Source organism: Sphingomicrobium lutaoense (genome assembly GCF_014195685.1).
Taxonomy (GTDB): domain Bacteria; phylum Pseudomonadota; class Alphaproteobacteria; order Sphingomonadales; family Sphingomonadaceae; genus Sphingomicrobium; species Sphingomicrobium lutaoense.
The window spans coordinates 1,108,030-1,133,808 of record NZ_JACICF010000001.1; the positions used below are offsets into that span (position 1 = coordinate 1,108,030).

Here is a 25,779-nt window from a genome sequence, read left to right on the forward strand (position 1 = left end):
CCGGGAGGATGCTTGCACTCCGCCCGGGGCTGCGCCACAGCTAGGGCCATGAAAATCGCGCTCTTTGCTCCCGATGGCCGCATGGGCCGTGCCATCGCCGAAATCGCGCCTGACCTCGATGCCGAGATCGTCGAGGACGGGGCGGATGTGCTGATCGACTTTTCCGCGCCCGCCGGGCTGCGGGGAAGCATCGACCGGGCGATTAGCGCGGACATTCCGCTGCTCGTGGGGACGACCGGGCTCGATGAGGGGCATCACGACCTCTTGAAGAGCGCGGCGGAGGATGTGGCGGTGCTTTATGCGCCGAATACCTCGCTGGGCGTTGCCTTGCTGGCCGATCTTGTCGAGCGGGCGGCGGCGGTGCTGGGGCGCGAGGATTGGGATGTCGAGATTGTCGAGGCGCATCACCGCATGAAGGCCGATGCGCCGTCGGGAACTGCCTTGCACCTGGGCAGCGCGGTCGAGCGCGGGCGTGCGGAGGATGCGCGCGAGGAGCTGGGGCGCTGCGGGACCGGTTTGTCGCGCGAGACCGGCGAGATAGGCTATGCCGCGGTGCGCGGGGGCACGGTAGCGGGCGACCATGACGTGCTGTTCCTCGGGCCGCAGGAGCGGCTGATCCTGTCGCACCGGGCCGAGGACCGCGCGATCTTTGCGCGCGGGGCGATCCGGGCGGCGCAGTTCCTCATCGGCAGGGAGCCGGGCCTCTATTCGATGCGCGACGTGATCGAGGGCGCGTGAAGAAGGGCGAGATTTTCGAATTCTACCGGCGGCTGGCGGAGGCCAATCCCGAGCCCGAGACCGAGCTGGAATATGGCAATCCCTACCAGCTGGTGGTGGCGGTGGCGCTGTCGGCGCAGTCGACCGATGTCGGGGTGAACAAGGCGACGCGGGCGCTGTTCGAGAAGGTGCGGACGCCGCAGGAGATGCTCGACCTCGGGGAAGAGGGGTTGAAGGAGCATATCAAGACGATCGGGCTGTATAACCAGAAGGCCAAGAACGTCATCAAGGCGGCACGAATCCTGGTCGAGGAATTCGGGGGCGAGGTGCCGCAGGATCGCGAGAGCCTGGAGAAATTGCCGGGAGTGGGTCGCAAGACTGCCAATGTGGTTCTCAACTGCGCGTTCGGGCAGGAGACCTTTGCGGTCGATACGCATATCTTCCGGGTGGGGAACCGCACGGGGCTGGCGCCCGGCAAGACGGTGCTGGCGGTGGAGAAGAAGCTCGACAGGAGGACGCCTGCGCCGTTCCGGCGGGGAGCGCATCACTGGCTGATCCTGCACGGGCGTTATGTGTGCAAGGCGCGGACGCCCGAATGCTGGCGCTGCGAGGTCGTCGATCTGTGCCGTTACAAGAAGAAGACGCCGCCGCCCGGAAAGCGTCAGTCCCAGCGCCGTTCGTAGCGGCTGCCGAGGCCGGTGAGCATTTCATATTGGGAGACGCCCGCGTCGGCGGCGATCTTCGGCAGGTCGAAGTCGAGCGCCATCCAGTCGCCTTCGCGCCAGTCGCCGCCGCGGCTTATGTCGACCGCGACCAGGTCCATCGAGACCCGACCGATGAGCGGGAGAAGCGTGTCGCCCATGCGGGCATGGCCCCTGCCCGTGAGGTTGCGCCAATATCCATCGGCATAGCCGATGTTGAGGATCGCGACGGGCGTGTCGCGTTCGGCGGTAAAGGTCGCGCCATAGCCGACGGTTTCGCCCGCCTTGAGCGTGCGGACCTGCAGCACCTGCGCTTCGGGAGTGACCACGGCGCGGATCTGCCCCTTCGCTTCGGCGCGGGGGATACCGCCGTAGAGCGCGAGGCCGGGACGGACCATGTCGAAACTATAGTCGCGGCCAAGGCAGATGCCCGCCGAATTGGCGAGGCTGTAGCGGCGTGCCTTCACCTTTTGCTTCGCTTCGGAAAAGCGGGCAAGCTGGGCGGCGTTCATTCGATGGTCTTCGTCGGCGCAGGCGAGATGGCTGTGGAGCATGTCGATCTGGAGCCCGTCCAGCGCATCCAGTTCGTCCATCGACAGGCCTAGCCGGTTCATGCCGGTATCGACCATCACGTCGCAGGGGCGGTCCCCGAATGCGGCGCGCCAGCGCTGCACCTGCTGCACGCTGTTGAGAACGGGCCGTGCGGCGCCTTGCGACGCGGCGGGGGCATCGTCGGGGCCGAGCCCGTGGAGCACGGCGAGCCGGCTGCCTTCGGGCAAGGGTCCTAGCGCCTCGGCCTCGTCCCAGGTCGAGACGAAGAAATCGCGCGCGCCCACCTCGAACAGCCGTTCGGCGACCCCGGCGGCGCCGAGGCCATAGCCGTCGGACTTGATCGCCGCCGCAGCGGGGACGCCCGCGCGGTCAGCCAGCCAGCGCCAATTCTGCTGGAGCGCGGCGGTCGATAGCGAGAGGCGGAGCGGGCGGTGAGTCACCTTCCCTGCCCTACTCAGCGTCCTCGCCCCCGTCGAGAGCCTGTTTGGCCTCTTCCCAGTTGCGACCGTCGAAAAAGCTCACCCGCATGCGCGGCGCGTCATCGAGACAATTGGCATTGACGCTATAGGCATCGGGATGGCTGCGCGGCTGGTAGAAGCTCTTGATGCCGCAATGGCGGCAGAAGAGATGTTCGGCCTGGCCCGACCCGAAGCGGTAGGAAGCGAGCGCATCCTCACCTTTTTCGAGTGTGAAGTCGGCATGGGGAACGATGACATGGACGAAACCGGTCATCGAGCAGATCGAGCAGTTGCACGATAGCGCGGGGATCGGGGGCTGGCCGACCTCGGCGGAAAAGCGCACCGCGCCGCAATGGCAGCCGCCGTCGATCTTCATTTTACCACCGTGGTGTGGATGTGGAGGTCGCCCATGAGCGTGCGGTGCACCGGGCATTTGGCTGAAATCTCGATCATGCGGTCATGCTGCTCCTGCGTGAAATCGCCCTTCAATTCGATCGACTTGTCAATCGCTTCGATACGTTCGGCCCCTTCCTCGACATCGCTTTTCGTGTCCTCGGCATGGTCGCGGCTATGTTCCAGTTCGACCCTCACATGGTCGAGAGCGATTTTCTTTCGCCGGGCATACATCTGGATAGTCATCGCGGTACAAGTGCCAAGCGCGCCGAGCAGCAGGTCGTAGGGCGTGGGCCCGTCGTCATTGCCCCCGAAGCTTTCGGGTTCGTCGGCGATGAACTGGTGGCTGGGAGTGATGACATGCTGGGCGAACTTGCCGCCCGCGGTTTCGACCCGCACCACGCCCTTGAAGGGCTTATCTGCGGCGCTTTCGTCCATCGTCGGGATGTAGCGACTGGCCCAAGCGGCGATCACGTCGGCGGCATAGCGGGCATTGCGATCGTCGATCAAAAGATGGTCGGCACCGTCGAGCGCGACGAAGCTCTTGGGATGTTTGGCCGCTTCGAAATTCCTGCGCGCATGGTCGAGCCCGACCAGTTCGTCGGTGGGCGAGTGGAGGATGAGCAGCGCCTTGCCGAGATTTTCGAGCGCATCGGACTGCAACTGGCCGCGCGTTTCCTCGATGAACTGTTTCTTCACGCAGAATTCGCGGCCCGCGATCCGCACCACCGCTTCGCCTTCGACCTCGACCTCTTCGAGCGCATCGCCGAGATGGCGAAGCACATGGTCGGTGTCCGAGGGCGCGCCGATCGCCGCTACCGCGCGGATCGAACCGATGCGCCCCGCCGCGGCAATCGCCGCCGCGCCGCCAAGGCTGTGCCCGACGAGCAAAGTGGGTTCATGGCCTTCGTCGCGGAGCGCCTGCGCGGCGCATTCGAGATCGGAAACCTGCGTCGCGAAACCCGAGAAATCGCCGCCGCTGCCGCCCAATCCGGCGAAATCGAAGCGCAGCACCATCACGCCCTGCGCGGCGAGCGCGCGGGTGATGAAGGTCGCGGCGCGGCTGTCCTTTCCGCAGGTGAAGCAATGGGCGAAGATGGCGACCGCGCGCGGCGCGCCGTAGCGCGGCCGTTCGAGCCGCCCGTCAAGCAGATTACCGTCCCTGCCCTTGAACTGGAATGCTTCGGTCGTGATCATCGGCCCTCCTCTCTTGCCCCTGTCATACGCATGGACAGGCGCGAGAGTGCCGAAGCGGACCAAAAAGAGACGCCCCCGAAGCGATGCCGAGGAACAAGGGGCGAGCGCCGGAACGCTCGCCCCCAAGTCAGCTATTCGACCGTAACGCTTTTCGCGAGGTTGCGCGGCTGGTCGACGTCGGTGCCCTTGAGCACCGCGACATGATAGGCGAGCAATTGCACCGGCACCGCATAGACGATCGGCTGGATGAGCGGATGCGCTTCGGGCATCTCGATGGTGGCGACGCAGCCGTCGCCCGCTTCGGCCAGCCCCTTGGCGTCCGAGATGAAGATGATCTTGCCGCCGCGCGCCCGAACTTCCTGCATGTTCGACACGGTCTTTTCGAAAAGCGGGCCCGAGGGGGCGAGCACGATCACCGGCACCGCATCGTCGATGAGCGCGATCGGGCCATGCTTCATCTCGCCTGCGGCATAGCCTTCGGCGTGGATGTAGCTGATTTCCTTGAGTTTCAGGGCGCCTTCGAGCGCGAGCGGATAGTCGGGTCCGCGTCCGAGGTAGAGGACATCACGCGCCGGGGCGACGAGATGCGCCATCGCCTGGATATCGTCGTCATGGCCGAGCGCATCGTTGATCGCTTCGGGCGCTTCCTGGAGATGCTTGACGATTTCGCGCTCTTCCTCTTCCGACAGCTTGCCCTTGGCGCGGGCGAGGTTGGCGGCGAAGGCGGCGAGCACCGCGAGCTGGCAAGTGAAGGCCTTGGTCGAAGCGACCCCGATTTCGGGACCGGCATGGGTGGGCAGGAGAAGATCGGCTTCGCGGGCCATCGCGCTTGTCGGGACATTGACCACCGCTGCGATGATCTGGCCGCAGGCGCGGCTATGTTCGAGCGCGGCGAGCGTGTCGGCGGTTTCGCCCGATTGCGAGATGAACAGCGCAAGGCTGCCCTTTTCGAGAACCGGGTCGCGGTAGCGGAATTCGGACGCGACATCGATGTCCACGGGAACGCGCGCGAACTGTTCGATCCAATATTTGGCGACCATGCCGGCATAGAAGCTGGTCCCGCAGGCGACGATGGTAACGCGGTCGATCGCCGAAAGATCGAGATCATTGTCGGGCAGCGCGACCTTGCCGTCGTAGGGGCGCACATAGGATGACAAGGTGTTGGCGACGACCGCGGGCTGCTCGAAGATTTCCTTCTGCATGAAGTGGCGGTAATTGCCTTTTTCGACCGCGCTGGCCGAGGCACCGCTTTCGACCACTTCGCGGCTGACGGGCTGGTTGTCGGCGTCGTAGATCTGGAAATCATCGCGGGTGACCACCACCCAGTCGCCATCTTCGAGATAGGCGATCTTCTGCGTCAGCGGAGCGAGCGCGATCGCGTCCGAGCCGAGATAATTCTCGCCTTCGCCGCAGCCCACGGTGAGCGGAGCGCCGCGCCGTGCGCCGATCATCCGGTCGGGATGGTCGTGGAAGAGAAAGGCAATCGCGAAAGCGCCGTGGAGGCGCGAAAGGATGGCCGCGACCGCGTCTTGCGGGCTGGCGCCTTTCTCGATTTCGCGGTCGACGAGATGGGCGACCACCTCGCTGTCGGTTTCGGAGAGGAATTCGCGGCCGTCGGCAATCAATTCGTCGCGCAGCGGTTTGAAATTCTCGATGATGCCATTGACCACCAGCGCGACATTGCCCGCGATATGCGGGTGGGCGTTGGGGACGTTGGGCGCGCCATGGGTCGCCCAGCGGGTGTGCGCGATGCCCAGCGTGCCCGGCAGGGGATCGCCCTCGAGCACCTCGCGCAGATTGGCGAGCTTTCCTTCGGCGCGGCGGCGGGCAAAACCCTCTTCGCCGAGCGTGCAGATGCCCGCGCTGTCATAGCCGCGATACTCGAGCCGCTTCAGACCGTCGAACAGGCGCTGGGAGACTTCCTCCTTGCCGATGATGCCGACAATTCCGCACATAGATTATTTCCCTTTTCTTGCGCGGGCACGGTCGCGAAAACTGGCGGCCTTGCCCGGTAATTCCTTCTGGTCCCCGCGCGCGACGGCGATCGCGTCGACGGAAACGTCGCTGGTGATGACGCTGCCTGCACCGACGATCGCGCCCTTGCCGATCGTGACCGGAGCGACGAGCGAGGTGTTGGAGCCGATGAAGGCGCCTTCCCCGATATGCGTCGTACTCTTGTTGAAGCCGTCATAATTGCAGGTGATCGTGCCGGCGCCGACATTGGCCCCTGCCCCGATGGTCGCGTCGCCCAGATAGGTCAGATGGTTGGCCTTGGCGCCCGCCCCCAGCGTCGATTTCTTCATCTCGACGAAATTGCCGACCTTGGCGCCTTGTTCCATCACTGCTCCGGGGCGGAGGCGGGCATAGGGGCCGACTTCGCAATCCTTGCCCACGATGGCGCCTTCGAGGTGCGAGAAAGCGCGGATACGGGCACCCTCGCCCACCTTCACGCCCGGGCCAAAGACGACATGGGGTTCGACGACGACGTCGGGGCCAAGTTCGGTGTCATGGCTGAAGAAGACGGTTTCGGGAGCGCGCAGTGTGACGCCCGCAGCCATTGCGTCGGCGCGGGCGAGCTCCTGATATTGCGCTTCGGCGGCGGCGAGTTCGGCGCGGCTGTTGATGCCGGTGACTTCGGCTTCGCCCGCGGTGATCGCGACCGGCGAGCGGCCTTCTTCCTTGGCGATCATGACGATGTCGGGGAGATAATATTCGCCCGCGGCGTTGTCGTTTCCGACCTTGCCCAGCCATTGGAAGAGATCGCGGCACTGGACCGCCATCATGCCCGAATTGCACAGGCGGCACGCCCGTTCCTGTTCGTTGGCGTCCTTATGTTCGACCATGCGGGCGACGCGGTCGCCTTCGCCGAGGATGACGCGGCCATAGGCCTTGGTGTCTTCGGGTTCGAAAGCGAGCACGACGATGCCCGGGTCGTCATCCTGCTCGAGCCGCTCGACCATGCGGCGCATGGTGGCGGGCGAGACCATCGGGACATCGCCGAAGAGAAGAAGCACGGGGCCGTCATGGTCGGCGAGACCTGGCGCGGCCTGCTGCACGGCATGGCCGGTGCCCAATTGTTCTTCCTGCACCGCGAAATCGACCGGGCGGCCGGTGAGTGCCTGCTCGATCTGTTCGCGCCACTTGCCAACGACCACGACGCTTTTTGCGGGTGCGAGGGCATCGACGCTGTCGAGGAGATGATCGATCATCGGTTTGCCCGCGATCGGGTGGAGCACCTTGTGGGTGCGCGACTTCATCCGGCTGCCGATGCCGGCAGCAAGGATGATCGCAGCAATCGAGGAGGAATCATTCATGGCCCGCCCCATGACACGGCGGCGGGCCAGATGCCAGCGTCAGCTTTTCTTCGGTGGGCTCTTTTTCGCGGTGGTCGAGCGGCGCCCGCGCGTGGCGCTGCCCTTGGCGGCGGGTTTGCGACGGGGAGCGGGCTTGGCGCTCGTCGCCGTCTTTGACTTGGCCGCAGTCTTTTTGGGTGCCGCTTTCTTGGCGGTGGTCTTCTTCGTCGCCGTCGATTTCCTGGTGGTTGTTTTCTTCTTCGCGGTCGTCTTTTTCGCGGCGGGTTTCTTCTTGCCCGCGTCTTCCTCGTCGAGCCATTGGCCCGAGAGGACGCGCTGGGCGGCGTCGGCGACCGCTTCGGCGATGATCGCGCCCAGCTTTGCGGTGCTGGTCGCGGCGGCGGTCGCGGCCTTGCCCGCGCTTTCGGCAGCTTCGACGCTGGCGTCGTGGATTTTCTTGCGTGCCTTGGGACTTGCGGCGATGGCCGCGGCCGCGGCGGTGAGGCCCGCCGCGATGACTTCGGGGCTCATCGCCACCTTGGTGAACTTGTCGAACTTGTCCTCGGTTTTTTTCGCCATGCCCGTCGCTCCTGCAACTCGCCCCGCACCGTGCCGGAGCGTTGCGGAACAGAAGAGACCTTCCGCCGCGCGCGGTCAAGAAAAAGCGCGATTTTAAGGCTTAGAGCTTGTCGACCTTGGCCTTGAGAGCCGCGAGTTCGGCCTTGAGCTTGGCGACTTCGTCGCTGTCGTCCCTGTCGTCGGTTCGGCCGCCCGCGCTGCCCGCCGAGAAGGCCGAGCCGAACATCTCCATGTTGCGCTTCGCCATGTCGGCGAACATCGAGGGATCAAAAGCGCCGCCCATCATCGCCGCCTGCTGCTTCTTGAAGGCGTCCATCGCGGCTTCGAGATAATTGGGGACCGCGCCCTGCATCGAGCCACCGTAAAGGCCGATGAGTTCCTTGAGGAAGTTGACCGGCAGGAGATTGGCGCCCGCGGCCTCTTCATCGACGATGATCTGGGTCATGACCTGGTGCGTGATATCCTCGCCCGACTTGGCGTCGATCACCTCGACATCGCGGCCTTCGCGGATCATCTTCGCGAGCGTGTCGAGCGTGATATAGGCCGAGCTCTCGGTGTCATAGAGACGCCGGTTTGCATATTTCTTGATGACGACCTTGGGACCGGGCATGACGCACTCCTTGCTGCAACCATGCTGCATCTAGCAGGCGCAACAACGGCAGTGCAACATAAGCCGGACGATCACGATTGCGATGGCGGCGGGGAGGGATCGGGTGTAACCTCGGCACCGGGCGCGGCGAATAGCCTCATGGCGAGGCGCGATCCTGCGGCCCCGCGGGCTCTTGGGGAGACCATCGATGAAATCCATCACAGCCATTGCCGCCGCGTCGGCGCTTCTTGCCGCGTGCGAAGCCGACGCGCCGGAGGCCGGTGAAACGGCCAATCCCGCACCTGCCAACGACATGGCCGATGCCGAGATGACCGAGGCATCCGGAGACGAAGTCAAATGCTATGGCATTGCCAAGGCGGGCGAGAACGATTGTGCCGCCGGACCGGGCACCAGCTGCGCGGGAACCTCGACGGTCGATTACCAGGGCAATGCCTGGAAACTGGTCAAGGGTGGCGAACAGGCCTGCACGGAGGCAGGCGGAACGCTGACCGAACAGGACAATAATGACCCGGGCCTGCCGGCCTGATCCTTATCGTCCTGGCACCCACCATCCCAAAAAAGGAAAGAACAAGATGAAACAGATTGCTGCCATTTCCGCCGCTTCGGCGCTCGTCGCGCTTGCCAGTGTCGGGGCCGCTCCGGCCGCTGCCGATCATCATGGCGACAAGGCCGCCAAGGAAAAATGCTATGGCGTGGCCAAGGCCGGCAAGAATGACTGCGCCGCCGGACCCGGCACCAGCTGTGCCGGCACCTCGAAGGTCGATTACCAGGGCGATGCCTGGAAATATGTGAAGGCCGGCACCTGCGAGGACATGGGCGGTTCGTTGAAGCCCAAGGCCGGCAACAAGAAGCCGGTCCCCAAGGCCTAAAGGCCCCAAGGGAAACAAGCCCGTGACCGGCGCCGTGCACCCGCCCCCACCACCGAGTGGAGGAATTGGCCTGAAGTCCGCGCATTTCGCCCAATTTCTCGATGCGGCGGCGCGCGGCGCCGGACCTCGGTGGGTGGAAGTCCACCCACAGAATTACATGATGGCGGGAGGACCGATGCATCGCTGGCTCGAAGCAGTGCGCGAAGCGGTCCCCGTCAGCTTCCATTCGGTGGGCCTGTCGCTGGGCGATCCCGACGGTGTGGATCTTGCCGAACTCGACCGGCTCGCCGCGCTCTGCGAGCGCTACGAACCCGCGTTGGTATCCGACCATCTGAGCTGGTCGAGCCTGTCGGGCGAGCATTTTCCCGACCTCCTCCCCTTGCCGATGACCAGGGCGAGTCTCGATCATTTCGCGGCGCAGGTCGCGATCGTGCAGGAGCGGCTTGGCCGGGCGATGCTGGTCGAGAATCCCTCGCGGATGATCGCTTTCGCGGGGGATGAATATTCCGAGGAGCAGTTCCTTTCCGAGTTGGTGCGCCGGACGGGATGCGGGCTGATCCTCGACGTCAACAACGTGATCGTCCAGTCGATCAACCTGGGCATCGATGCCGTGGCTTACCTCGACGCGATCGACGGAGCGGCGGTCGGCGAAGTGCATGTCGCGGGCCATGCCATCGAGGAGCATGGAAAGGAGCGATTGGCGATCGACGATCATGGATCGCCGGTGAGCGAGGAATGCTGGGCACTGCTCGAACGGCTGCTCGCGCGGATCGGGCCGCGCCCGGTGCTGGTCGAGCGCGACAATGCCCTGCCCGCCTTTGCGGAACTGGCCGCCGAGGCCGCGCGGGCCGACGCCATTTGCGAACGGAGCCTTGCCCATGCCGCATGAGCAGCAGCACGCCATGTCCGAGTTGATCGCCAAGGGACCCGCCGCCTATCGCGACGGCCTGTTCGCCGCGCCGAGGGCAGCCGCGCTGCGGGCGCTGCGCGCCCATGCCAACACCATCAGCCATGCCCGTTACAAGGCATTGGAGGACAGTTTCCCGCTGACCCGCCAAGCGATGGGCGGCGAGGCCTTTCATGCGCTGGCGGAACGCTATCTGCGTAACGACGCGCCGCGCGCGCGGCCGTTGCGCCTCATTGGCGCGGACTTTGCCGAGCGGATCGACGATCCGGCGATTGCCGACCTTGCCGATGCCGAATGGGCGATGCTCGAGGCTTATGGCGCAGCCGAAGCTCCAGCCATCGAGATGCAGTCGATCGCCGGTCAAAGCCCCGAGCAATTGGTGGCGGCGCGCGTTGCGCTGCATCCCGCGGCGCGTCTGGTCGCGCTTCGCAGGCCCGAGGTTTTCGCGTGGGAGGGCATGCCCGCCACGGGCGAGCCATGGCTGCTCGTCACCCGCCCCGCGAGCGAGCAGCGCGTGGCGCAAGTGAGCGACGCGGTGGCCCGGGCGGTGCGCGCGGCCCGCAACGGATGCGTGATGGGCGAACTGTTCGAGTTGGATGCGCCGGCGGTGACCCTGCTGGTGCAAACGGGTGCCTTGCGGCCGCTGGTGGAGGGGGTGTGATGCGCGCGCTCCATCAACGCTGGGTCGCTTTTGCCGAACAGCCATGGGTGCGCGATTTCCTGCTGCTGTTCACTCGCATCGCGCTGGGCGCGATCTTCTGGCAGTCGGGGCGCACCAAGGTCGAGGAAGGCAGCCTTTTCACGCTGAGCGACACGACCTTCTTCCTGTTCGAGGAGGAATATTCGGGGGTTCCGCTGCCTCCCGAATGGGCCGCCTATATGGCCACCGCCGCCGAACATCTCCTGCCCCTCCTGCTGCTGGTCGGGTTGGCCAGCCGGATTGCCGCCGCGGGCCTTGTCGCGATGACGATGGTGATCCAGATCTTCGTCTATCCCGATGCCTGGTGGGTGCCGCACATGGGCTGGATCGCGATGGGGCTGGTGATCCTTGCCCTCGGGCCAGGGCGGCTTTCGCTCGACCATCTCATTGCTCGGAGATGGGCGCAATGATCCTTGCCGAAGAGGATATGCGCCGCCTGATGGCGATGAGCCAGCGCGGCGACAAGCAGGCCTATCGCGCCGCCCTGTCGGGCGCGACGCATTGGCTCCGGCGCTTCTTTGCGCGGCGCATCGCTGCGCACATGATCGACGATCTCGTACAGGAGACATTGATCGGGCTGCACGTCAAACGGGCAAGCTATGACGCGCGGCGGCCCTTCTATCCCTGGCTTGCGGCGATCGCGCGCTATCGCTGGATCGACCAGTTGCGCAAGCTCGAGCGGCTTCCCGACGAGGATGTGGATGCGGTGCCGAGCGTCCCGAGCGACGAGGAGCCGGTGCTGGCGCGGCTGAGCCTCGACCGGCTGCTCATCCATATTCCCGAAGGCCAGGCGCAGGCCATCACCCTGACCCGCATCGAGGGCCGGTCGATCCGCGAAGCAGCGCGGATCACGGGCCAGTCGGAATCGCTGGTCAAGGTCAATATTCATCGCGGTCTCAAGAGGTTGGCCGCGCTTGTGGAGAGTGAATGAGATGAAGTCCGAACATCTGATCGACCGGCTGGTCGAGGAGCATGACGCCACCTCGCCGATGACCATGGCGCAGGGCCGTCTCGCGGCGGGCGTGGCGGCGCTGGGAAGCGTGATCGTCATCCTGTGGCTGTCGGGACTGCGGCTCGACATCGCCGCGGGCCGGCCCTCGCCGCTGGTTCTCCTGTCAGCGGGACTGTTCGGCCTCGGCGCGCTTGCCTCGGGATGGGCGGCGACCCGCCTTGCCCAGCCGGCGGTGGGCGGAAGCCAGGGCGGCGCGCTGTGGATGGTCGGCGCGATCGGCCTCCTGCCCGCGATCAGCCTCATCGAATATCTGCTTGGCAACCATGCGCCGACCTCGACCGGGGCCGCGCTTCGCTGCCTGTCTTTCGGGCTGGGCGCGAGCATCGTCACCTTTGCCGTGCTGGGATTGCGGTTGCGGCGTGGGGCCCCGGTGCTGCCCGAGCGCGCGGGTCTGTTCGCGGGCTTGAGCGCCGGATCGGTGGGGGCATTCGCGGTCACGCTCGAGTGCAATTATGACGGGTTGGCGCATTTGACGCTCGGCCATGTCGCGATCGTTGCGGCGATGGCGCTTGCAGGCCGCTATGGGCTGGCGCGGTGGATCCGCTGGTAGGCACGGGAGGTCTTGCGTCGAAGCGAGGGCCGCTGTAGGCGCAAAACCATCCTCGGGATGCACCCGTAGCTCAGCTGGATAGAGCGCTGCCCTCCGAAGGCAGAGGCCACAGGTTCGAATCCTGTCGGGTGCGCCATTTTTGCAAAAATCGACATTTTGGACTCGCGTCGTGGATCGCAACGGACCCTTGCGCGTTCGCAATTTCCGTAACGTCCAACCGATCCGGCCGCCGAAGCCGAGTTGACCTGATTTAGTAATTTATCTTAAACAATTGATTTTGCTGGACAATCGGAGTTCGTCTCCGCTGTCCCGTTATTAGACATCCGTTAATTGCAGGTTAGACAAAACTGTCTTAACGGCATATTTCGACATTGATTTTCAAGACTTGGCCAGACCCCTCAAAAGGCAATGGTCGCTAGCTCGGGGCTTTGGCCATGAACGAATTTGGTGGCGACAAATTCCAGTCGCACAGGACCGGTGAAACCGAACGTCCGAAAAAAGCGAAAAAATGGAATGGCGCCCGCAAGCGGACCGTCGCCCCCCTCACCCGTTGCGACCTGGCGCGGGCCAAGCGTGCCTTCACCACCCGCCGCGTGCCCATCGAAGCGATGGAAACCCTGCTGTCCGGCCCGATCCGGCCGCGCACGGGCGACCTCGTTCTCGCGCGAGTGGAGCGCATCCGTTACCAGCGGCGCATCGAGCTGACCAATGGGCGCAAGGCCAATCTGACGCCGGGCGACCTCATCATCGTTGCATATGGCGACCGCTATGCCACCGACCAGTTCGAAGCCGAAGTGCCGGGCGACCTCGGCCCGACGCATCTCGTCGCGGTGGGCGGCGTGGCCGGCGACATGCTGAGCAAGAACAGCTCGATCAAGCCCGCGACCGAAATCCTTCCGCTGGGCCTTATCGCCAATGCCGATGGCAAGCCGCTCAATTTGCACGATTTCCGCGTGCGGCTCGACCATGCCTTCGACGACAATACGCGGCCCAAGACCATCTGCGTGCTCGGCACCTCGATGAACAGCGGCAAGACCACCACCAACCTCGCGATGGTGCAGGGTCTGACGCGCGCGGGCTATCGCGTCGGTGTGGCCAAGGTGACCGGAACGGGTTCGGGCGGCGACTATTGGCAGATGGTCGATAGCGGCGCGACCTGCACGGTCGATTTCACCGATGCGGGATATTCGGCGACCTACAAGCTTCCGATCGCCGATATCGAGGCGATCACCATCGAACTGGTGACGCACCTGTCGCAGCAGAATCTCGACGTCATCCTGCTCGAGGTCGCGGACGGGCTTTACCAGGAACAGAATCTGAAGCTGCTCGGGACCGAGACCTTCAAGTCGCTCATCGACGAGATCTTCTTCGCCGCGGGCGATGCGATGGGCGGCGGGCTTGGCATCGGGCGTGCCGAGATGTTCGGTTATCGTGTCATCGGCCTGTCGGGCAAGCTGACTGCTTCGGAGCTGCTCATCCGCGAGGCCGAGGCGCTGGTGCCGGTGCCGGTCTATCGCAAGGAACAGCTGAGCGATCCCAATTGCATCGGCGCGATCCTGTCGCTGCCGCCGGTGACCGACGAACAATCGAGCGTTTGCGGATGCACCGGGCAGCTTTGCCTTGGCGATTGCGGCGAGCCGTTTGGGGCCGACCTCGACGATGAAAATGAAGGGGCGGAGGTCATTCCGCTGGTCGCCAACACATGAGCGAACGGCACCTCCTTCAATATCGCAAGCTGTTCCGGCCGAGCGATATCCTCGCCTTCGCGGCGGTGGGCATTGCCTACGCGGCTTCGATCGCTGCGCTGCTCGTTCTTCTACGCGAGTTCGTGCTGGCGCTTGACGGCGGTTCGAACTGGCCGCTCACGCCCGTCGAGATCGGCGGGCTGCTGGCGGTCACGGCGATCCTCCATGCGGGACTTCGCATGCTCGAATTCACGGTGCCCGAGGAGATCGGTTTCCTCATTGTCCAGCGGCTGCGCGTGCGCCTTTATCGTCACATGGCGGCGATGATGCCCGACCAGATCCGCCACCGTTCGCGCGGCAGCCTCATCCTCAGGCTGACGGGCGATCTTACCATGCTTCGCACCTGGCTGAGCCGGGGGATCGGGCGCGGGATCATCGCGGGTCTTTCGCTGATCGTGAGCCTTGGCGTGATTGCCAATTTCAGCCTGGCGATCGCCGGGGTGATCAGCCTTTTCCTCGTTACCGGCGCGGTTTTCTCGCTTCTTGCCGGGCGGCGGTTGCAGAAACTGACCGCGCGGGTGCGGCGGCGCCGGTCGACGCTGACCAGCAATATCGACGAGCAGGTCCATGCGCTGGCGACGGTGCAGCTCTTTGGCCGCATGGGCGGCGAGGATGCGCGGCTGCGTCGTCAGAATTACGGGCTGACCAAGGCGCTGATGCAGGAAGCCTGGTGGCGCGGGAGCCTGCGCGGCATCTCGGCGCTGATGAGCTGGGGCGCGCTGGTGGGCGCGCTATTCGTGGGCTTCTACCTGCTTCAGCAGGGCATGACCGACCTTGGTACCATCGTCGCGGCGCTGATTGCGGCGCGGTTGATGCAGGGTTTCGTCACCAATCTCTCGCTCAGCCACGATTATTGGCGGCGTGCCGAGATTTCGCGCAGCAAACTCGAGGATTTCCTCAACAGCCGTTCGCGGCTGCTGACCGGCGACGGGGAGGACAAGCTGGTCCACAACCGTGCGACCATTGCCTTCGAGGGCGTGACCATCGGCGATACGCTGACCGATTTCACCGCATCGCTTCCTGCGGGGCAGCATGCCGCGCTGGTCGGACCCGATGGCGGAGCGCGGCAGGCGGTTCTCGACGCGGTCACCAAGATGGCGGTTCTCGACGAGGGCCAGGTGATGGTGGGCAAGCAGGATCTCGCCGACTGCCGGGTCGACACGGTGTGGAAGAAGATCGGCTATATCAGTCCCGACCTGCACCTGATGCGCGGCACCTTGCGCCGCAACCTCAGCTACCGGCGGCGCAGCCTGTCGGACGAGGAACTGAACTATCTGATCGAAGGCGTGGGCCTCGACAGCTATATCTCGCGGCTGCCCGACGGCCTCGACCATTGGCTGACCGAAGGCGGCGCGAACCTGCCTGCCGACATCCGCCAGCTGGTGCGCATTGTCCGCGGTCTGGCGGGCAATCCCCCCATCCTGCTGCTCGACCGGCCCTGCAGCGCGCTCGATGATGTGCAGAGTGCCAAGGTGCGCCGCTTCATCGCCAATTATTCCGCAACCATTTTCACCATCAGCGACGATCCCCAGGATTTCCGGACCGCCGATACGGTCTGGACCTTCGATGCGGGACGTCTCGTCCGAATTGAAAGCAGTAACGAATATGACCAACGCGCACGACTTCCCACCATTCCGCGCGGAAACCGGAGCGGACTTGGCTGGCCGCATTGATCGCCTGCCGAAAGCGGCCTCCGACATGGAATTAGGGTGGAGAAGAAACGTGAACAGCAAAATTGGCCTGACCATCATTGCCTTTGCCGGCATGGGCGCGCTCGCAAGCCCCGCCCAGGCGCGCGAATATGAGCGGCTGACCGTCGACGTAGAAGCGCTGCTGGTGGCCGCCGACGGACGCACCTCGGACGGTTTCGAGAACCAGGACCGTTCGGGCGTGTCGATCGGCGGCGATGCCGAATTCGACATCCGCCGCGACGAGCATCGTTTCCGGGTGGGCGCGGGCAGCCGCTACATCACCTATTATGACGATGAAGAAGAAGACGATCACTACACCGGGGTGTGGCTGACCTATTCCAACTACCTGTCGCGGCGCGTGCGCGTCGACGTGCAAGTGCGACACGATTTCGATCTCACCACGCTGGAATCGAGCAATGCCTCCCAGTCGCGCATCCGTTCGGGCGTGCGCTGGAGCCAGGGGCCGCATCGCGTACGGCTGCGGGGCGGCTATCGCTGGCGCGAATATGACAATGACGACACCCATGGCGAAGGTTTCGAAGCGGCGACCGATTATCGCTATCGTTTCTACGACGGCAGCGACCTCGTGACCTATATCCGCTATGACGAAAATGATGCCGAGGTCGACCGGCGCGACTATCGCCGCTGGACCTTCGGGACGGGGATCGAGATCCCGCTGAGCCGCGACCTCGAGATCGGCGGGGCGCTTCGCTATCGCATGTGGCGCTATCCCGAGCGGCTGACCGACATCGGCGAAGTGCGGCACGACAGCAGCGTCAATCCCGCGCTCACCCTCACTTATGACGCGGGCAACGACTGGGAATTCGAAGCGCGGGGCGACGTGATCTGGCGCCGGTCGAACGACAATGAGTTCGACGAGACGATCAAGCGCGTGGGAATCGGCGTCTCCAAGCGGTTCCGCACCGACCTCTAGTCGAGCGGATTTCGCATCAACGGCACAAGCGAAGGCCGGCACTCCTCAAGGGTGTCGGCCTTTCATATATTTGGCCGAACGCTTCTTGCCCGTTAGGAACGGGACATGGGAGTGCATGACCCCGCGATCATCGAGAAACGCCTCTGGTGGGGCGCGCTGGGGCTGATCGCGGTCATTTTCTCGACCACCTTTTTCGCTGGCGCGCTTGCCCAGGTTCCGGCGCGTGAAAAGCATCTCATCGTGCTGGCGCCTGCCATTTTCGCCTCGCTCCTCTTCCTTTTCGGCGTAGGCCGGAAGCGGCGGGCATTGGGCGTGGCGCTCGCACTGGCGCTATTGCTGGTGATCGGGATGAGCCTGTTGCGGATCGTCACGCCTGCCGAGCGGTCGCATCTCATCGAATATGCGGGGGTTGCCCTGTTGATGCGCGAGGCGCTGCGCGAGCGGGCGGCGCGGGGCCTGACGGTCGCGACCCCCGAACCTCTGGTCTTCGCCGCAGTGCTGGCGGTGGGGATCGTCGATGAAACCTTTCAATGGATAATGCCGCATCGCAGCTTCGACCTGCGCGATATCATTGTCGATGCGGTGGCGGCGCTGCTCGGCCTCGCGATTTCGGCGGGGGTGCATCGCTTCGCCGCGCGGGGATCGGGCTGACCCCTACCCTTTCTTACCTGTGACACATGAAAAACCCCCGCCCGGCGAGTGCCGGACGGGGGCTTTTTCCATCGGATCAAGCGAGGATTAGAACTCGTATTTGATGCCGACCTGGGCGCGCCAGACCGAGGCGCTTTCGAGGACGTCATTGTCATCATCCGGATTGAAGCCGGTGATTTCATAACGACCCTGGTCGTCGATCTCGACATCCACGACGTCAACGAGGCGGTCGCGGGTGCGCAGGGCATTCCAGCTACCGTCGAGGAAGTTGAGGAAATTGTCGAAGTCGATGAACAGTTCGACACGGTCATTGACGCCGAACAGGCGCGCCGGGCCCGGGATTTCCTGGCTCAAGCGCAGATCGAGGTCGAAGAACCAGTCGTTGCGGCAGCTATTGCCTTCGATCGACTTGCCGAACTCGAAGTCGCAGCCCGAATTGGCGACATAGTCAACCAGCTGGGCGACCGCGTTGGGATCGCTGTTGGGCGACAGGTTTGGATCGTTGATGCCGAAGGGCACGTAGAGCAGGGCATTATCGCTGCCCGACGAGCTGTCGTTGAACACGCCGCCACCATCGAAGGTCAGGCTGTACGGACGGCCCGAACGACCACGGAAGACCATGCCGAAGCTGGTTTCGAAGTCGTCGAAGAACTCTTCCTTGAAGTTCACCGCAGCAGTGAAGTTGTGGGTGTTCTGGTAGGTCGAGGTCCGGATGGCCGGGTCCTGGCGATCGAACGCGGCGGTACGGTCATAGCCCGAGGTCGCGGTCGAATTGTCGTTGGTGCGGCGTTCGTCGGCGTCGGTATAGGCATAGCCGAGGTTGAGGAACACGCGGCCGCCGTCGGTGAAGACGCCGCCGTTGAACCGCTTGCGCAGGATGACCGAGGCGGTGTGGCTGTCATAGCCATCGGCGTTGGTCAGCATGATCTCGTCGTCGCGACGCGTCCCGAAGCAGTCGTCGGTGACACCCGTCCAGACAGGCGGGGTGCCCGCCGAAACGAGCTGCGCATTACAGCCCGACTGGGTCGGGTCGATCGGACGATAGATCGGACGACCGTCGACGGTGAAGCCGCCGAGGCCTTCATCGGGATCGATGACCTGCGAGAGATCGACGAAGTTGTAGGGGTTCCGGAAGCGGCTATAGATATAGTCGAGGTTGACCGACCAATCGTCGAAGAAGCCGCCCGAACCGTCACCGAAGCGAGTCGAGAGACCGAGGTTCATGCGAAGAACCGTCGGGATCTTGATGTTCGGATCGGTCGACTGGGTATCGGCGAGGCCGCGAGCCGCGGAATCCGAACCATTGGCACGGATACAGTCGGGGAAGCCGGTGAACTGGCCGTTGGTGACCACGTCGATGCGGCCATCGACCATCGGTTCGCCCGAGCAATCGGCGAAACGTTCGGTGCCGAGACCGGTCGAGAAGCCGTTGTTCGAGAAGGCGTTCGAGAACCACACGGTCGGATCACCGCCCGAGAAGATGCCGACGCCGCCCTTGAGCTGAGTCGAATAGAAGGTGCCGTCATTGTCGAAATTGTAGGTGAAGGCGGCACGCGGCAGCCAGACGGCGTCGATGTCATCGAAGCTGGTGGCGTTCGAGAAGCCATAGCGCTCGACAAAGTTGGGATTTTCCTTCGGACGGCTGCCCGAATAGAAATCGACGCGGGTGCCGAACAGCAGGTTGAGCTGGTCGTTGATCGCCCAGTCGTCTTGGATGTAGCCCGACCAGATGGTGCGGCTCCATTCGGCGGCGGCCTCATTGATGTCACCGGTCGGGGTGGCATTGATGTCCGCGCCGTAGCCCGAGCCGACAAAGGTTTCCTCGGCATCCGGGAAGAAGTCGCGGCCGGTGTTCAACAGGCCTTCGCGAAGTGCATCGAAGTCGCGGAAGTAGAGCGTGCCCGTCGCGTTGATCGCGAAGAGGTTGAACACGTCGAGCTTGTTGCGTTCGGCACCGATGGTGAAGAAGTGATTGCCGGCACGCAGGTTCGCCGCGGCCTTCCACTGTTCGACGACGGTGTCGAGCTGGTTGGCCGAGCGGAAGATGCCCGGGCCGTCCGTCAGATAGCCGATTTCACAGCCCGGTGCGTCGGGCGTCGGCGCGTCGGAAGTGCCGCATTCGGGCGTCGCGACCGCGACGGCAAGGCGCGGCTTGGGATTGTCGGACTGGGCTTCGCCGCCGCCGACAGGGCCCTGGACGTCACCGACCTCGGCGCGCGACCAGCGCAGTTCGGTCGAGAAATTGTCGGTCCAGTCGGAGAAGAAGCGGAGCGAATAATAGTCGCTGTTGGTGCCTTCGGCTTCGAAGCTGTTGTAGCCGGTGTAGGCGTTGCCGCCATAATCCGCTTCGACGTTAAGCTCTTCAAGCTTCTGGTAGGTGCCTTCGAGGCGGTGATCGTCGGTGATGTAGGCATCGACGCGAGCGAAATAGCGCTCGTTCATTTCCGGGGTCGAACGAACGATACCGCCGGTTTCGCGGCCATAGACGTCGCGGACGATCTGGCTGAACTCGTTGAACTGGGCTTCGGTGACGAAGTTGAGTTCGTTCGGGAAGCCCGCGCCAACCGGACCTTCGTTGACGCTGTCGCCGGTGTCGGCTTCTTCATAACCGAGGAAGAAGAAGAGGCGATCCTTGATGATCGGGCCGCCGAGAGTGGCGCCCCAGCGCTTTTCCTCGAATTCGGCGGGAATGAAGCTTTCGCCGCCGGCGGTGTCGCCGCGCAGGTCTTCGTTGCGGAAGGTGAAGAAGGCCGAGCCGTGGAACTCATTGGTGCCCGACTTGGTCACCACGTTGATGGCGCAGCCCGTGAAGTTGCCATATTCCACGTCGAAGGGCGCGAATTCGATCGCGGTTTCCTTCACCGCGTCGAAGGGCAGCGGAAGCGAGTTACGCGATGCAAAGGGGGTGCCATTGAGGCCGAACACGTCGGCCTGGGCGATGCCGTCGACGGTGAAGACGTTCGAACGGTCGTTGCCGCCGAGGCAGCTGATGCGATCGACTTCGTTGGCGCGGTCGAGGCTGACGCGCGGATCGATGCGGATGAAGTCGCGAATGTCGCGGGTGATGGTCGGGAGCGCTTCGAGCGTCTCGGTGCCGATCGACTGGCCCGGCCCGATGGCGAGCACGGTTTCACTGGCGCGGGCGCCGGTGATGATGATGGCTTCCGAGCTGACGTCGCCCGAAACGGCGGTCAGTTCGAAGGAGAGCGAGGTCGCACCCGAAAGATTGATGAAGAGGTCGTTGACCGTCTGGCCCTGGTAGCCGTCGGCGGTGACGGTGACCGTGTAAGGCCCGCCCGTCGGAAGGTTCGAGGCAGCGAAGCGGCCCTGGCCTTCGGTCCTCAGCGTGCTGGAGGCGCCGGTGCGCGTGTCGGTGACGACCACGGTGGCGCCCGAAATGACGCTGCCGTCTTCGGCGCGAACGTCACCCTGGATGCCCGAGGTGGTCTGCTGCGCGGCGGCAGGCGCCGCCACGATCATCGAACCGGCGGAAAGCGCACTTGCCGCCAACAGGAAGCTAAACTTCTTCATGGTTGAAAATTCCCCGCATAGAAAAATCGATATCCGCGCCCGTTTCGTTCGCGTCGCCGCGCCCGCTAGGCAGATTTTATGACATGCGTGTGAAACGTCGCCGCTTCATCATGCCAAACTGGGTTTTAGTGTGACCCCCACACATCATTGCCCTTTGCCCTTATGGACAAAGGAGTCAACCGCACGTCCCGCAAGATGCACGGATAATCGGCAATTGATTCAGGGGTGTGGCCCAAATTAGTTCAGGCCTGTGGCCAATTCTCCATAATCTCGACGAATCGCGAGAGCCAAGCATTGGTCTGGTGACCATCGACGACGCGATGGTCGATCGTCAGCGTGACATAGGCCATCGGGCGGATCACCATCACGTCCTGCCCGTCGAGTTCGCGGACCACCACGCGCTTTTCAAGCTTGCCCACGCCGAGGATCGCGGCCTGTCCCTGGTGGAGGATGATCGGCGCGGCGAGAAGGCTGCCCGAGACGCCGTGGTTAGAGATAGTGAAGCTGCCGCCCGCCACGTCCTTGCGGTCAAGCCGGCCTTCGCGGGCGCGGGTCGTGAGATCGTCGAGGCGCGCGCCCACGTCCTTCAGCGAAAGCGAGTCTGCGTCCTTGACCACCGGGACCACCAGCCCCTTTTCGCCGAGCGCGGTGCCCACGCCGATGTCGATGGTGGGCGAAATGGCGATGCGATCCTCTTCCCAGCGACCGTTGATCGCGGGAGCGGCGGCCATCGCCTCGGCGGCGGCCTTCACGATATAGGCGGTGTAGGAGAGCTTGACGCCCTTGACCTTCATCGCCGCCTTGTGCTCGGCGACCGCCGAGAAATCGCATTCGAAGAGCGCGGTGACATGGGGAGCGTCGCTGACGGCGCGGACCATGTTTTCGGCAATGGTGCGGCGCATCCGGTCGTGCGGGATGTCCTCGGCGCTGAACGGAGCCGAGGAGACCGCGATGGCCGGGCCTTCGGCAATGACGCGCTTCACGTCCTCGAGCGTCACCCTGCCCCCGCGTCCCGTGCCTTCGAGGCAGGACGGATCGAGGTCATGCTGGAGACAGGCGCGGCGCACCGCGGGCGAAAGGCGTGTTTCCTTCTGGATCGCGGCCTTGTCCACCAAACCGCCGGTGGGAGCGGCAGGCGCGGGCTCGGGCGCTTCTTCCTTCGTTTCCGGCGAAGGCGCAGCCGCGGCGGCGGCCTTGCCCTCGGTGTCGATGCGGGCGAGCAGCGCGCCCGGTTCGGCCTCGGCATCGCTGTCGAGAAGGATTTCGGCGAGTATGCCTGCCGCCGGCGCAGGAACTTCCTGCGTGACCTTGTCGGTTTCCAGTTCGACCAGCGGGTCATTCTCTCTGACGCTGTCGCCGACCTGCTTGAGCCAGCCGCGGACGACCGCCTTGGTGCCTTCCTGTTCCTCGGGAACCAGAACGTCGATCATGCTCATCAGAACTCCAGCATTTCTTCGATCCTGGCGCGAATATCCTCCACGCCCGGCACCGCGGCTTCGAGCAGCTTGGGATGATGCGGGCTGGGAATGTCGGGCATCGTCACCCGTTCGACCGGCGCGTCGAGATCGAGGAAGGCCTCGTCGGCGACCACCGCGGCGATCTCGGCGCCGAAGCCGCCGGTACGCAGGTCTTCATGGACGATCAGGCAGCGATGCGTCTTCGCGACGCTTTCGAGCACCATTTCCTTGTCCCAGGGCATCAGCGTGCGAAGGTCGATGACTTCGCCGCCCATATCCTTGGCGGCGGCTTCGCAGCGCGGGACCATCGCACCCCAGCTGACGATGGTGATGCGGTCGCCTTCCATCGTCTTCTTCGCCCGCCCGAAAGGCAGGACATAATGATCGCCCGGCCAGGGACGGCGTGCCCAGCTGTCGTCGAGCATCGCGCGATGTTCGAAGAAGATGGTCGGATCGTTGCCGCGCAGCGCCATGCGCAGGAGCCCGACCGCATCTTCGGCATTGGACGGGACCGCGACGCGCCAGCCCGGATTGTGGACGAACTGCACCTCGTTGGTCTGGCTGTGCCAGGGATCGCCGCATTTGAAGAAGCCGCCGGGAATGCGCAGCACCATCGGCGCGGCGAAGCGGTTGTGGGTGCGCCAGCGGATCGTGCCGCAATCGTTAATCTGTTCGGTCGCGGGCTCGGCATATTTGCGAAACTGGATCTCGGGAACGGGAAGCAGCCCCGCCATCGCCATCCCGACCGCGCGCCCGACGATGCCTTCCTCGTTTAATGAGGTGTCGAAGACGCGGTCATGGCCGAACTTTTCCTGGAGGCCGAGCGTCACCGCATGGACGCCGCCCTTGGGGCCGACATCCTCGCCGAAAACGCTCATCTTCGGATTGGCTTCCAATTCCTGGTCGAGCACCTTGCGGATGGCGGTGACCATGTTGATGCGCTGGCCCTCGGGGCGCGGATCCTCATGGGTGCCATCGAGGCCCAGGCCCGCCTGCCCGCCGACCTTGGCATGTTCGCCTTCGAAATAGACATGGCCGGTCACGTCTTCGGGGTCCGAGACGCCGCGCGCCTCCGCCTCTTCGCGGGCCTTGTCGACTTCGCTGGCGACCGATGCCTCGATCCGGTCCCAGTCGAGATTGTTGTTGAGGGCCTTGAGCTTGGGCAAGGGATCGCGTGCCCATTCGGCGGCGATTTCCTCTTCGCTCTTGTAGGTCTGGGTATCCTGCGCCGAATGGCCCTCGAGGCGCGGAACGGTAAGGCGAAGCAGCGCCGGACCCTTGCGACCGCGCACATGGGCGACCGCCTTGCCGATGAGGTCGGCGGCCTCTTCGGGCTCGGTCCCGTCGCCGTTGAAGATTTCGAGATTCCTGAAGCTGGCGAGGTTGGCGGCGATGTCCTGGCCCGGCGTCTGGTAGGTCGAGGGCACCGAGATGCCGTAGCCATTGTCCTCAATATAGAAGAGTAAGGGCAGTTTCTGCGTGGTGGCGATGGTGAGCGCCGACCAGAAGCCGCCGGTCGAGCAGCTGGCGTCGCCCCCGAGCACCACCGCGATCGCGCCATCATCCTCTTCGCCGAGCACGCGGGCCTTGTAGGTGATCGCCTGCGCCCAGCCGGCAGCGGGCGTATATTGCGCCCCTACCCCGCCGCACATCGGCAGCGCGTGGCAGCCGCCGGGATTGGGATAGTTGAACACCACCCCGATATCGCGGCCATCCGAATAGCCACCTTCGCGGCCCATTCCGGAGCCAAGCGCGTCGGCAAGCTTCACGCCCAGGGCCAGCAGCATCGGGCGCGAGCGGTAATAGCCGCACGCCGCATCGCCGTCGCGAAGATGCAGGCCGAGGATGACCTGCGCCATGTCATGGCCGCGCGCCGAGAATTGGTAGAGGACCTTGCGGGCGGGAACGAGCTCCTCTTCCTCGAGCCGGTCCATCTCGCGGCTGGTGAGCACCAGCCGAGCGACATCTTCCCAGCTAAAGGCGGGTTCGCTTTTGGTGTCGGCGCCTTTCTCCATCACCTCAGCCATCCATTGCCTCCAGAACCGCCTTGCAGAAGCGGTCGACGTCGTCGTCCGAGAGGCCGACCACGTTGAAGCGGCCGCTGTCGGCCATGTAGATGGCATGGTCCTCGCGCAGCTTGTCGACTTGCGCGGGAGTGAGCGGAAGCATCGAGAACATCCCCTTCTGATCCTCGATATAGGCGAGCCGCGAATCGCAGGCGGCGATGCGGCGGCGAAGCTGGTTGATGCGGGCGCGCATGCTGGCGACTTCGTCGAGCCATTCCTGGCGAAGATCGTCATTTTCCAGGACGATGCGCACCGCCGCCGCGCCATGATCGGGCGGCATCGACCACATTTCGCGGGCGAGCTGCATGACATGGTCCATCGCCCGGGCCGAGGCCTCGGGACTGCCGGCCTTGAAGAAGAGGCAGCCGACGCGGTCGCGATAGACGCCGAAATTCTTGTCGCAGCTTTGCGAGACGATGATTTCGTCGACCGCACCCATCAGCCCCTGAAGCCCCGCGCCATCTTCCTCGAAACCGTCGCCAAGGCCCTGGTAGGCGATATCGACGAAAGGCAGGATGCCCTTGTCGGCGATGATCGCGCGCACCTTGGCCCATTGGCCGTGGTCGAAATCGGCACCGGTCGGATTGTGGCAGCAGCCATGGAGCAGCGCGACATCGCCGGGCCGGGCATTTTCGAACGCCTCGACCATCGCGTCGAAGTCGATCCGCGTCTCTTCCTTGCGATAATAGGGATAGGTGACGATCTCGAGCCCGGCGCCGCGGATGAGCGGTTCGTGATTGGCCCAGGTCGGCGTGCCGACGAGGACGCGGGCGTCGGGGCGCGCGGCCTTCACCAGCTTGAAGCCCAGGGTGAGTGCGCCGCAGCCGCCCGGCGTCTGGAGGCCCATCAGCGCGGGATCGTCGGCATGGCTGCCGAACACCACGGGTTTCAAGAGTTCGGGGAAGAGCTTGTCGCCCTTCATGCCAAGATAGCCCTTGCTCTCTTGGCTTTCCCAGAGGCGCTTCTCGGCCTTCTTGACTGCCGAGAGAATGGGCGTGGCGCCGTCGCTGGTGCGATAGACCCCGACCCCGACGTCGATCTTCTCGGGGCGTTCGTCCTCCATCGCCATCGCGATGAGGCGCAGCAAGGCGTCGGTTTCGATCTCGGGAAGGCTGCCCAGCATCGGGGCGCGCGTGTCAGGTTCGCTCAGCATGGGCGGGGCTTAG

General features: G+C 64.4%; 24 protein-coding genes and 1 tRNA gene. 14 read left to right on the forward strand and 11 right to left on the reverse strand.

Translation table 11 applies throughout. From position 1 onward, the window contains the following. Nucleotides 1-48 precede the first annotated feature (48 nt). The gene (gene dapB / locus FHS50_RS05395) at nucleotides 49-738 is read left to right on the forward strand and encodes a 4-hydroxy-tetrahydrodipicolinate reductase (protein WP_183933328.1); all 690 of its coding nucleotides are present in this window, start codon (nucleotides 49-51) and stop codon (nucleotides 736-738) included. After that, nucleotides 735-1,400 carry an endonuclease III gene (gene nth, locus FHS50_RS05400; RefSeq protein WP_183933329.1) on the forward strand — a complete coding sequence of 222 codons (666 nt, stop codon included), beginning with the start codon at nucleotides 735-737 and terminating at the stop codon, nucleotides 1,398-1,400. The genes dapB and nth overlap by 4 nt, the downstream gene beginning before the upstream one ends. Here the strand turns inward: nth and alr are convergent. The 7 genes from alr to phaR all read right to left on the reverse strand — a co-directional run bounded on the left by alr (nucleotide 1,379) and on the right by phaR (nucleotide 8,500). Continuing rightward, nucleotides 1,379-2,410: an alanine racemase gene (alr, locus tag FHS50_RS05405; protein WP_183933330.1), complete on the reverse strand. Its 1,032-nt coding sequence runs from the start codon at nucleotides 2,408-2,410 to the stop codon at nucleotides 1,379-1,381. The genes nth and alr overlap by 22 nt on opposite strands. Before the next feature lie 10 nt (nucleotides 2,411-2,420). After that, nucleotides 2,421-2,804 (reverse strand): GFA family protein, encoded by a 384-nt coding sequence (locus tag FHS50_RS05410; RefSeq protein ID WP_183933331.1) that lies wholly within the window; start codon nucleotides 2,802-2,804, stop codon nucleotides 2,421-2,423. Further along, complete coding sequence (locus tag FHS50_RS05415; RefSeq protein ID WP_183933332.1) at nucleotides 2,801-4,018, reverse strand: bifunctional alpha/beta hydrolase/OsmC family protein; 1,218 nt, start codon at nucleotides 4,016-4,018, stop codon at nucleotides 2,801-2,803. The genes FHS50_RS05410 and FHS50_RS05415 overlap by 4 nt, the downstream gene beginning before the upstream one ends. A 131-nt stretch (nucleotides 4,019-4,149) precedes the next feature. Next, entirely contained in the window at nucleotides 4,150-5,973 is a 1,824-nt protein-coding gene (gene glmS / locus FHS50_RS05420; RefSeq protein WP_183933333.1) for a glutamine--fructose-6-phosphate transaminase (isomerizing), read from the reverse strand. Between the two features lie 3 nt (nucleotides 5,974-5,976). Next, complete coding sequence (glmU, locus tag FHS50_RS05425; protein ID WP_246332958.1) at nucleotides 5,977-7,332, reverse strand: bifunctional UDP-N-acetylglucosamine diphosphorylase/glucosamine-1-phosphate N-acetyltransferase GlmU; 1,356 nt, start codon at nucleotides 7,330-7,332, stop codon at nucleotides 5,977-5,979. Nucleotides 7,333-7,371: 39 nt separating this feature from the next. Next, nucleotides 7,372-7,890 carry a hypothetical protein gene (locus FHS50_RS05430; RefSeq protein ID WP_183933335.1) on the reverse strand — a complete coding sequence of 173 codons (519 nt, stop codon included), beginning with the start codon at nucleotides 7,888-7,890 and terminating at the stop codon, nucleotides 7,372-7,374. A 100-nt stretch (nucleotides 7,891-7,990) separates the two neighbouring features. Further along, nucleotides 7,991-8,500, reverse strand: a complete 510-nt coding sequence (gene phaR / locus FHS50_RS05435; protein ID WP_183933336.1) for a polyhydroxyalkanoate synthesis repressor PhaR — start codon at nucleotides 8,498-8,500, stop codon at nucleotides 7,991-7,993. Between the two features lie 292 nt (nucleotides 8,501-8,792). On the opposite strand from phaR, the gene FHS50_RS05440 reads away from it, so the two are divergent. The 12 genes from FHS50_RS05440 (at nucleotide 8,793) to FHS50_RS05495 (ending at nucleotide 17,559) form a co-directional block, all read left to right on the forward strand. After that, nucleotides 8,793-9,026: a BufA1 family periplasmic bufferin-type metallophore gene (locus tag FHS50_RS05440; protein WP_221184896.1), complete on the forward strand. Its 234-nt coding sequence runs from the start codon at nucleotides 8,793-8,795 to the stop codon at nucleotides 9,024-9,026. A gap of 46 nt (nucleotides 9,027-9,072) precedes the next feature. Further along, nucleotides 9,073-9,369 carry a BufA1 family periplasmic bufferin-type metallophore gene (locus tag FHS50_RS05445; RefSeq protein ID WP_183933338.1) on the forward strand — a complete coding sequence of 99 codons (297 nt, stop codon included), beginning with the start codon at nucleotides 9,073-9,075 and terminating at the stop codon, nucleotides 9,367-9,369. 34 nt (nucleotides 9,370-9,403) lie between these two features. Continuing rightward, a complete protein-coding gene (gene bufB / locus FHS50_RS05450; RefSeq protein ID WP_183933911.1) occupies nucleotides 9,404-10,258 on the forward strand; it encodes an MNIO family bufferin maturase in 855 nt (284 codons plus the stop codon). 13 nt (nucleotides 10,259-10,271) lie between these two features. Further along, on the forward strand, nucleotides 10,272-10,937 hold the full coding sequence (locus tag FHS50_RS05455) for an HvfC/BufC family peptide modification chaperone (RefSeq protein ID WP_221184830.1): 666 nt from the start codon (nucleotides 10,272-10,274) through the stop codon (nucleotides 10,935-10,937). Further along, nucleotides 10,937-11,386, forward strand: coding sequence for a DoxX family protein (locus FHS50_RS05460; protein ID WP_183933340.1), 450 nt, complete (start codon nucleotides 10,937-10,939; stop codon nucleotides 11,384-11,386). The genes FHS50_RS05455 and FHS50_RS05460 overlap by 1 nt, the downstream gene beginning before the upstream one ends. After that, the gene (locus tag FHS50_RS05465) at nucleotides 11,383-11,907 is read left to right on the forward strand and encodes a sigma-70 family RNA polymerase sigma factor (protein ID WP_183933341.1); all 525 of its coding nucleotides are present in this window, start codon (nucleotides 11,383-11,385) and stop codon (nucleotides 11,905-11,907) included. Before FHS50_RS05460 ends, FHS50_RS05465 begins: the two co-directional genes overlap by 4 nt. A gap of 1 nt (nucleotide 11,908) precedes the next feature. Continuing rightward, entirely contained in the window at nucleotides 11,909-12,538 is a 630-nt protein-coding gene (locus tag FHS50_RS05470) for an NrsF family protein (protein ID WP_183933342.1), read from the forward strand. A gap of 59 nt (nucleotides 12,539-12,597) precedes the next feature. Then, nucleotides 12,598-12,674 (forward strand) — tRNA-Arg (locus tag FHS50_RS05475). A 298-nt stretch (nucleotides 12,675-12,972) separates the two neighbouring features. Further along, nucleotides 12,973-14,244, forward strand: coding sequence for an AAA family ATPase (locus tag FHS50_RS05480; RefSeq protein WP_183933343.1), 1,272 nt, complete (start codon nucleotides 12,973-12,975; stop codon nucleotides 14,242-14,244). Continuing rightward, on the forward strand, nucleotides 14,241-15,956 hold the full coding sequence (locus FHS50_RS05485) for an ABC transporter transmembrane domain-containing protein (protein WP_183933344.1): 1,716 nt from the start codon (nucleotides 14,241-14,243) through the stop codon (nucleotides 15,954-15,956). The genes FHS50_RS05480 and FHS50_RS05485 overlap by 4 nt, the downstream gene beginning before the upstream one ends. Nucleotides 15,957-16,005: 49 nt before the next feature. Beyond that, on the forward strand, nucleotides 16,006-16,908 hold the full coding sequence (locus FHS50_RS05490) for a hypothetical protein (protein WP_183933345.1): 903 nt from the start codon (nucleotides 16,006-16,008) through the stop codon (nucleotides 16,906-16,908). A 105-nt stretch (nucleotides 16,909-17,013) separates the two neighbouring features. Further along, entirely contained in the window at nucleotides 17,014-17,559 is a 546-nt protein-coding gene (locus tag FHS50_RS05495) for a VanZ family protein (protein ID WP_183933346.1), read from the forward strand. Between the two features lie 87 nt (nucleotides 17,560-17,646). Here the strand turns inward: FHS50_RS05495 and FHS50_RS05500 are convergent, their stop codons facing one another. The 4 genes from FHS50_RS05500 to FHS50_RS05515 all read right to left on the reverse strand — a co-directional run bounded on the left by FHS50_RS05500 (nucleotide 17,647) and on the right by FHS50_RS05515 (nucleotide 25,766). Beyond that, nucleotides 17,647-21,090 (reverse strand): outer membrane beta-barrel protein, encoded by a 3,444-nt coding sequence (locus FHS50_RS05500; RefSeq protein ID WP_183933347.1) that lies wholly within the window; start codon nucleotides 21,088-21,090, stop codon nucleotides 17,647-17,649. A 242-nt stretch (nucleotides 21,091-21,332) separates the two neighbouring features. Continuing rightward, nucleotides 21,333-22,526 carry a dihydrolipoamide acetyltransferase family protein gene (locus tag FHS50_RS05505; protein ID WP_221184832.1) on the reverse strand — a complete coding sequence of 398 codons (1,194 nt, stop codon included), beginning with the start codon at nucleotides 22,524-22,526 and terminating at the stop codon, nucleotides 21,333-21,335. Further along, entirely contained in the window at nucleotides 22,526-24,574 is a 2,049-nt protein-coding gene (locus FHS50_RS05510; protein ID WP_183933348.1) for an alpha-ketoacid dehydrogenase subunit alpha/beta, read from the reverse strand. Before FHS50_RS05510 ends, FHS50_RS05505 begins: the two co-directional genes overlap by 1 nt. Further along, the gene (locus FHS50_RS05515) at nucleotides 24,567-25,766 is read right to left on the reverse strand and encodes an amino acid aminotransferase (protein WP_246332960.1); all 1,200 of its coding nucleotides are present in this window, start codon (nucleotides 25,764-25,766) and stop codon (nucleotides 24,567-24,569) included. Before FHS50_RS05515 ends, FHS50_RS05510 begins: the two co-directional genes overlap by 8 nt. Nucleotides 25,767-25,779 lie beyond the last annotated feature (13 nt).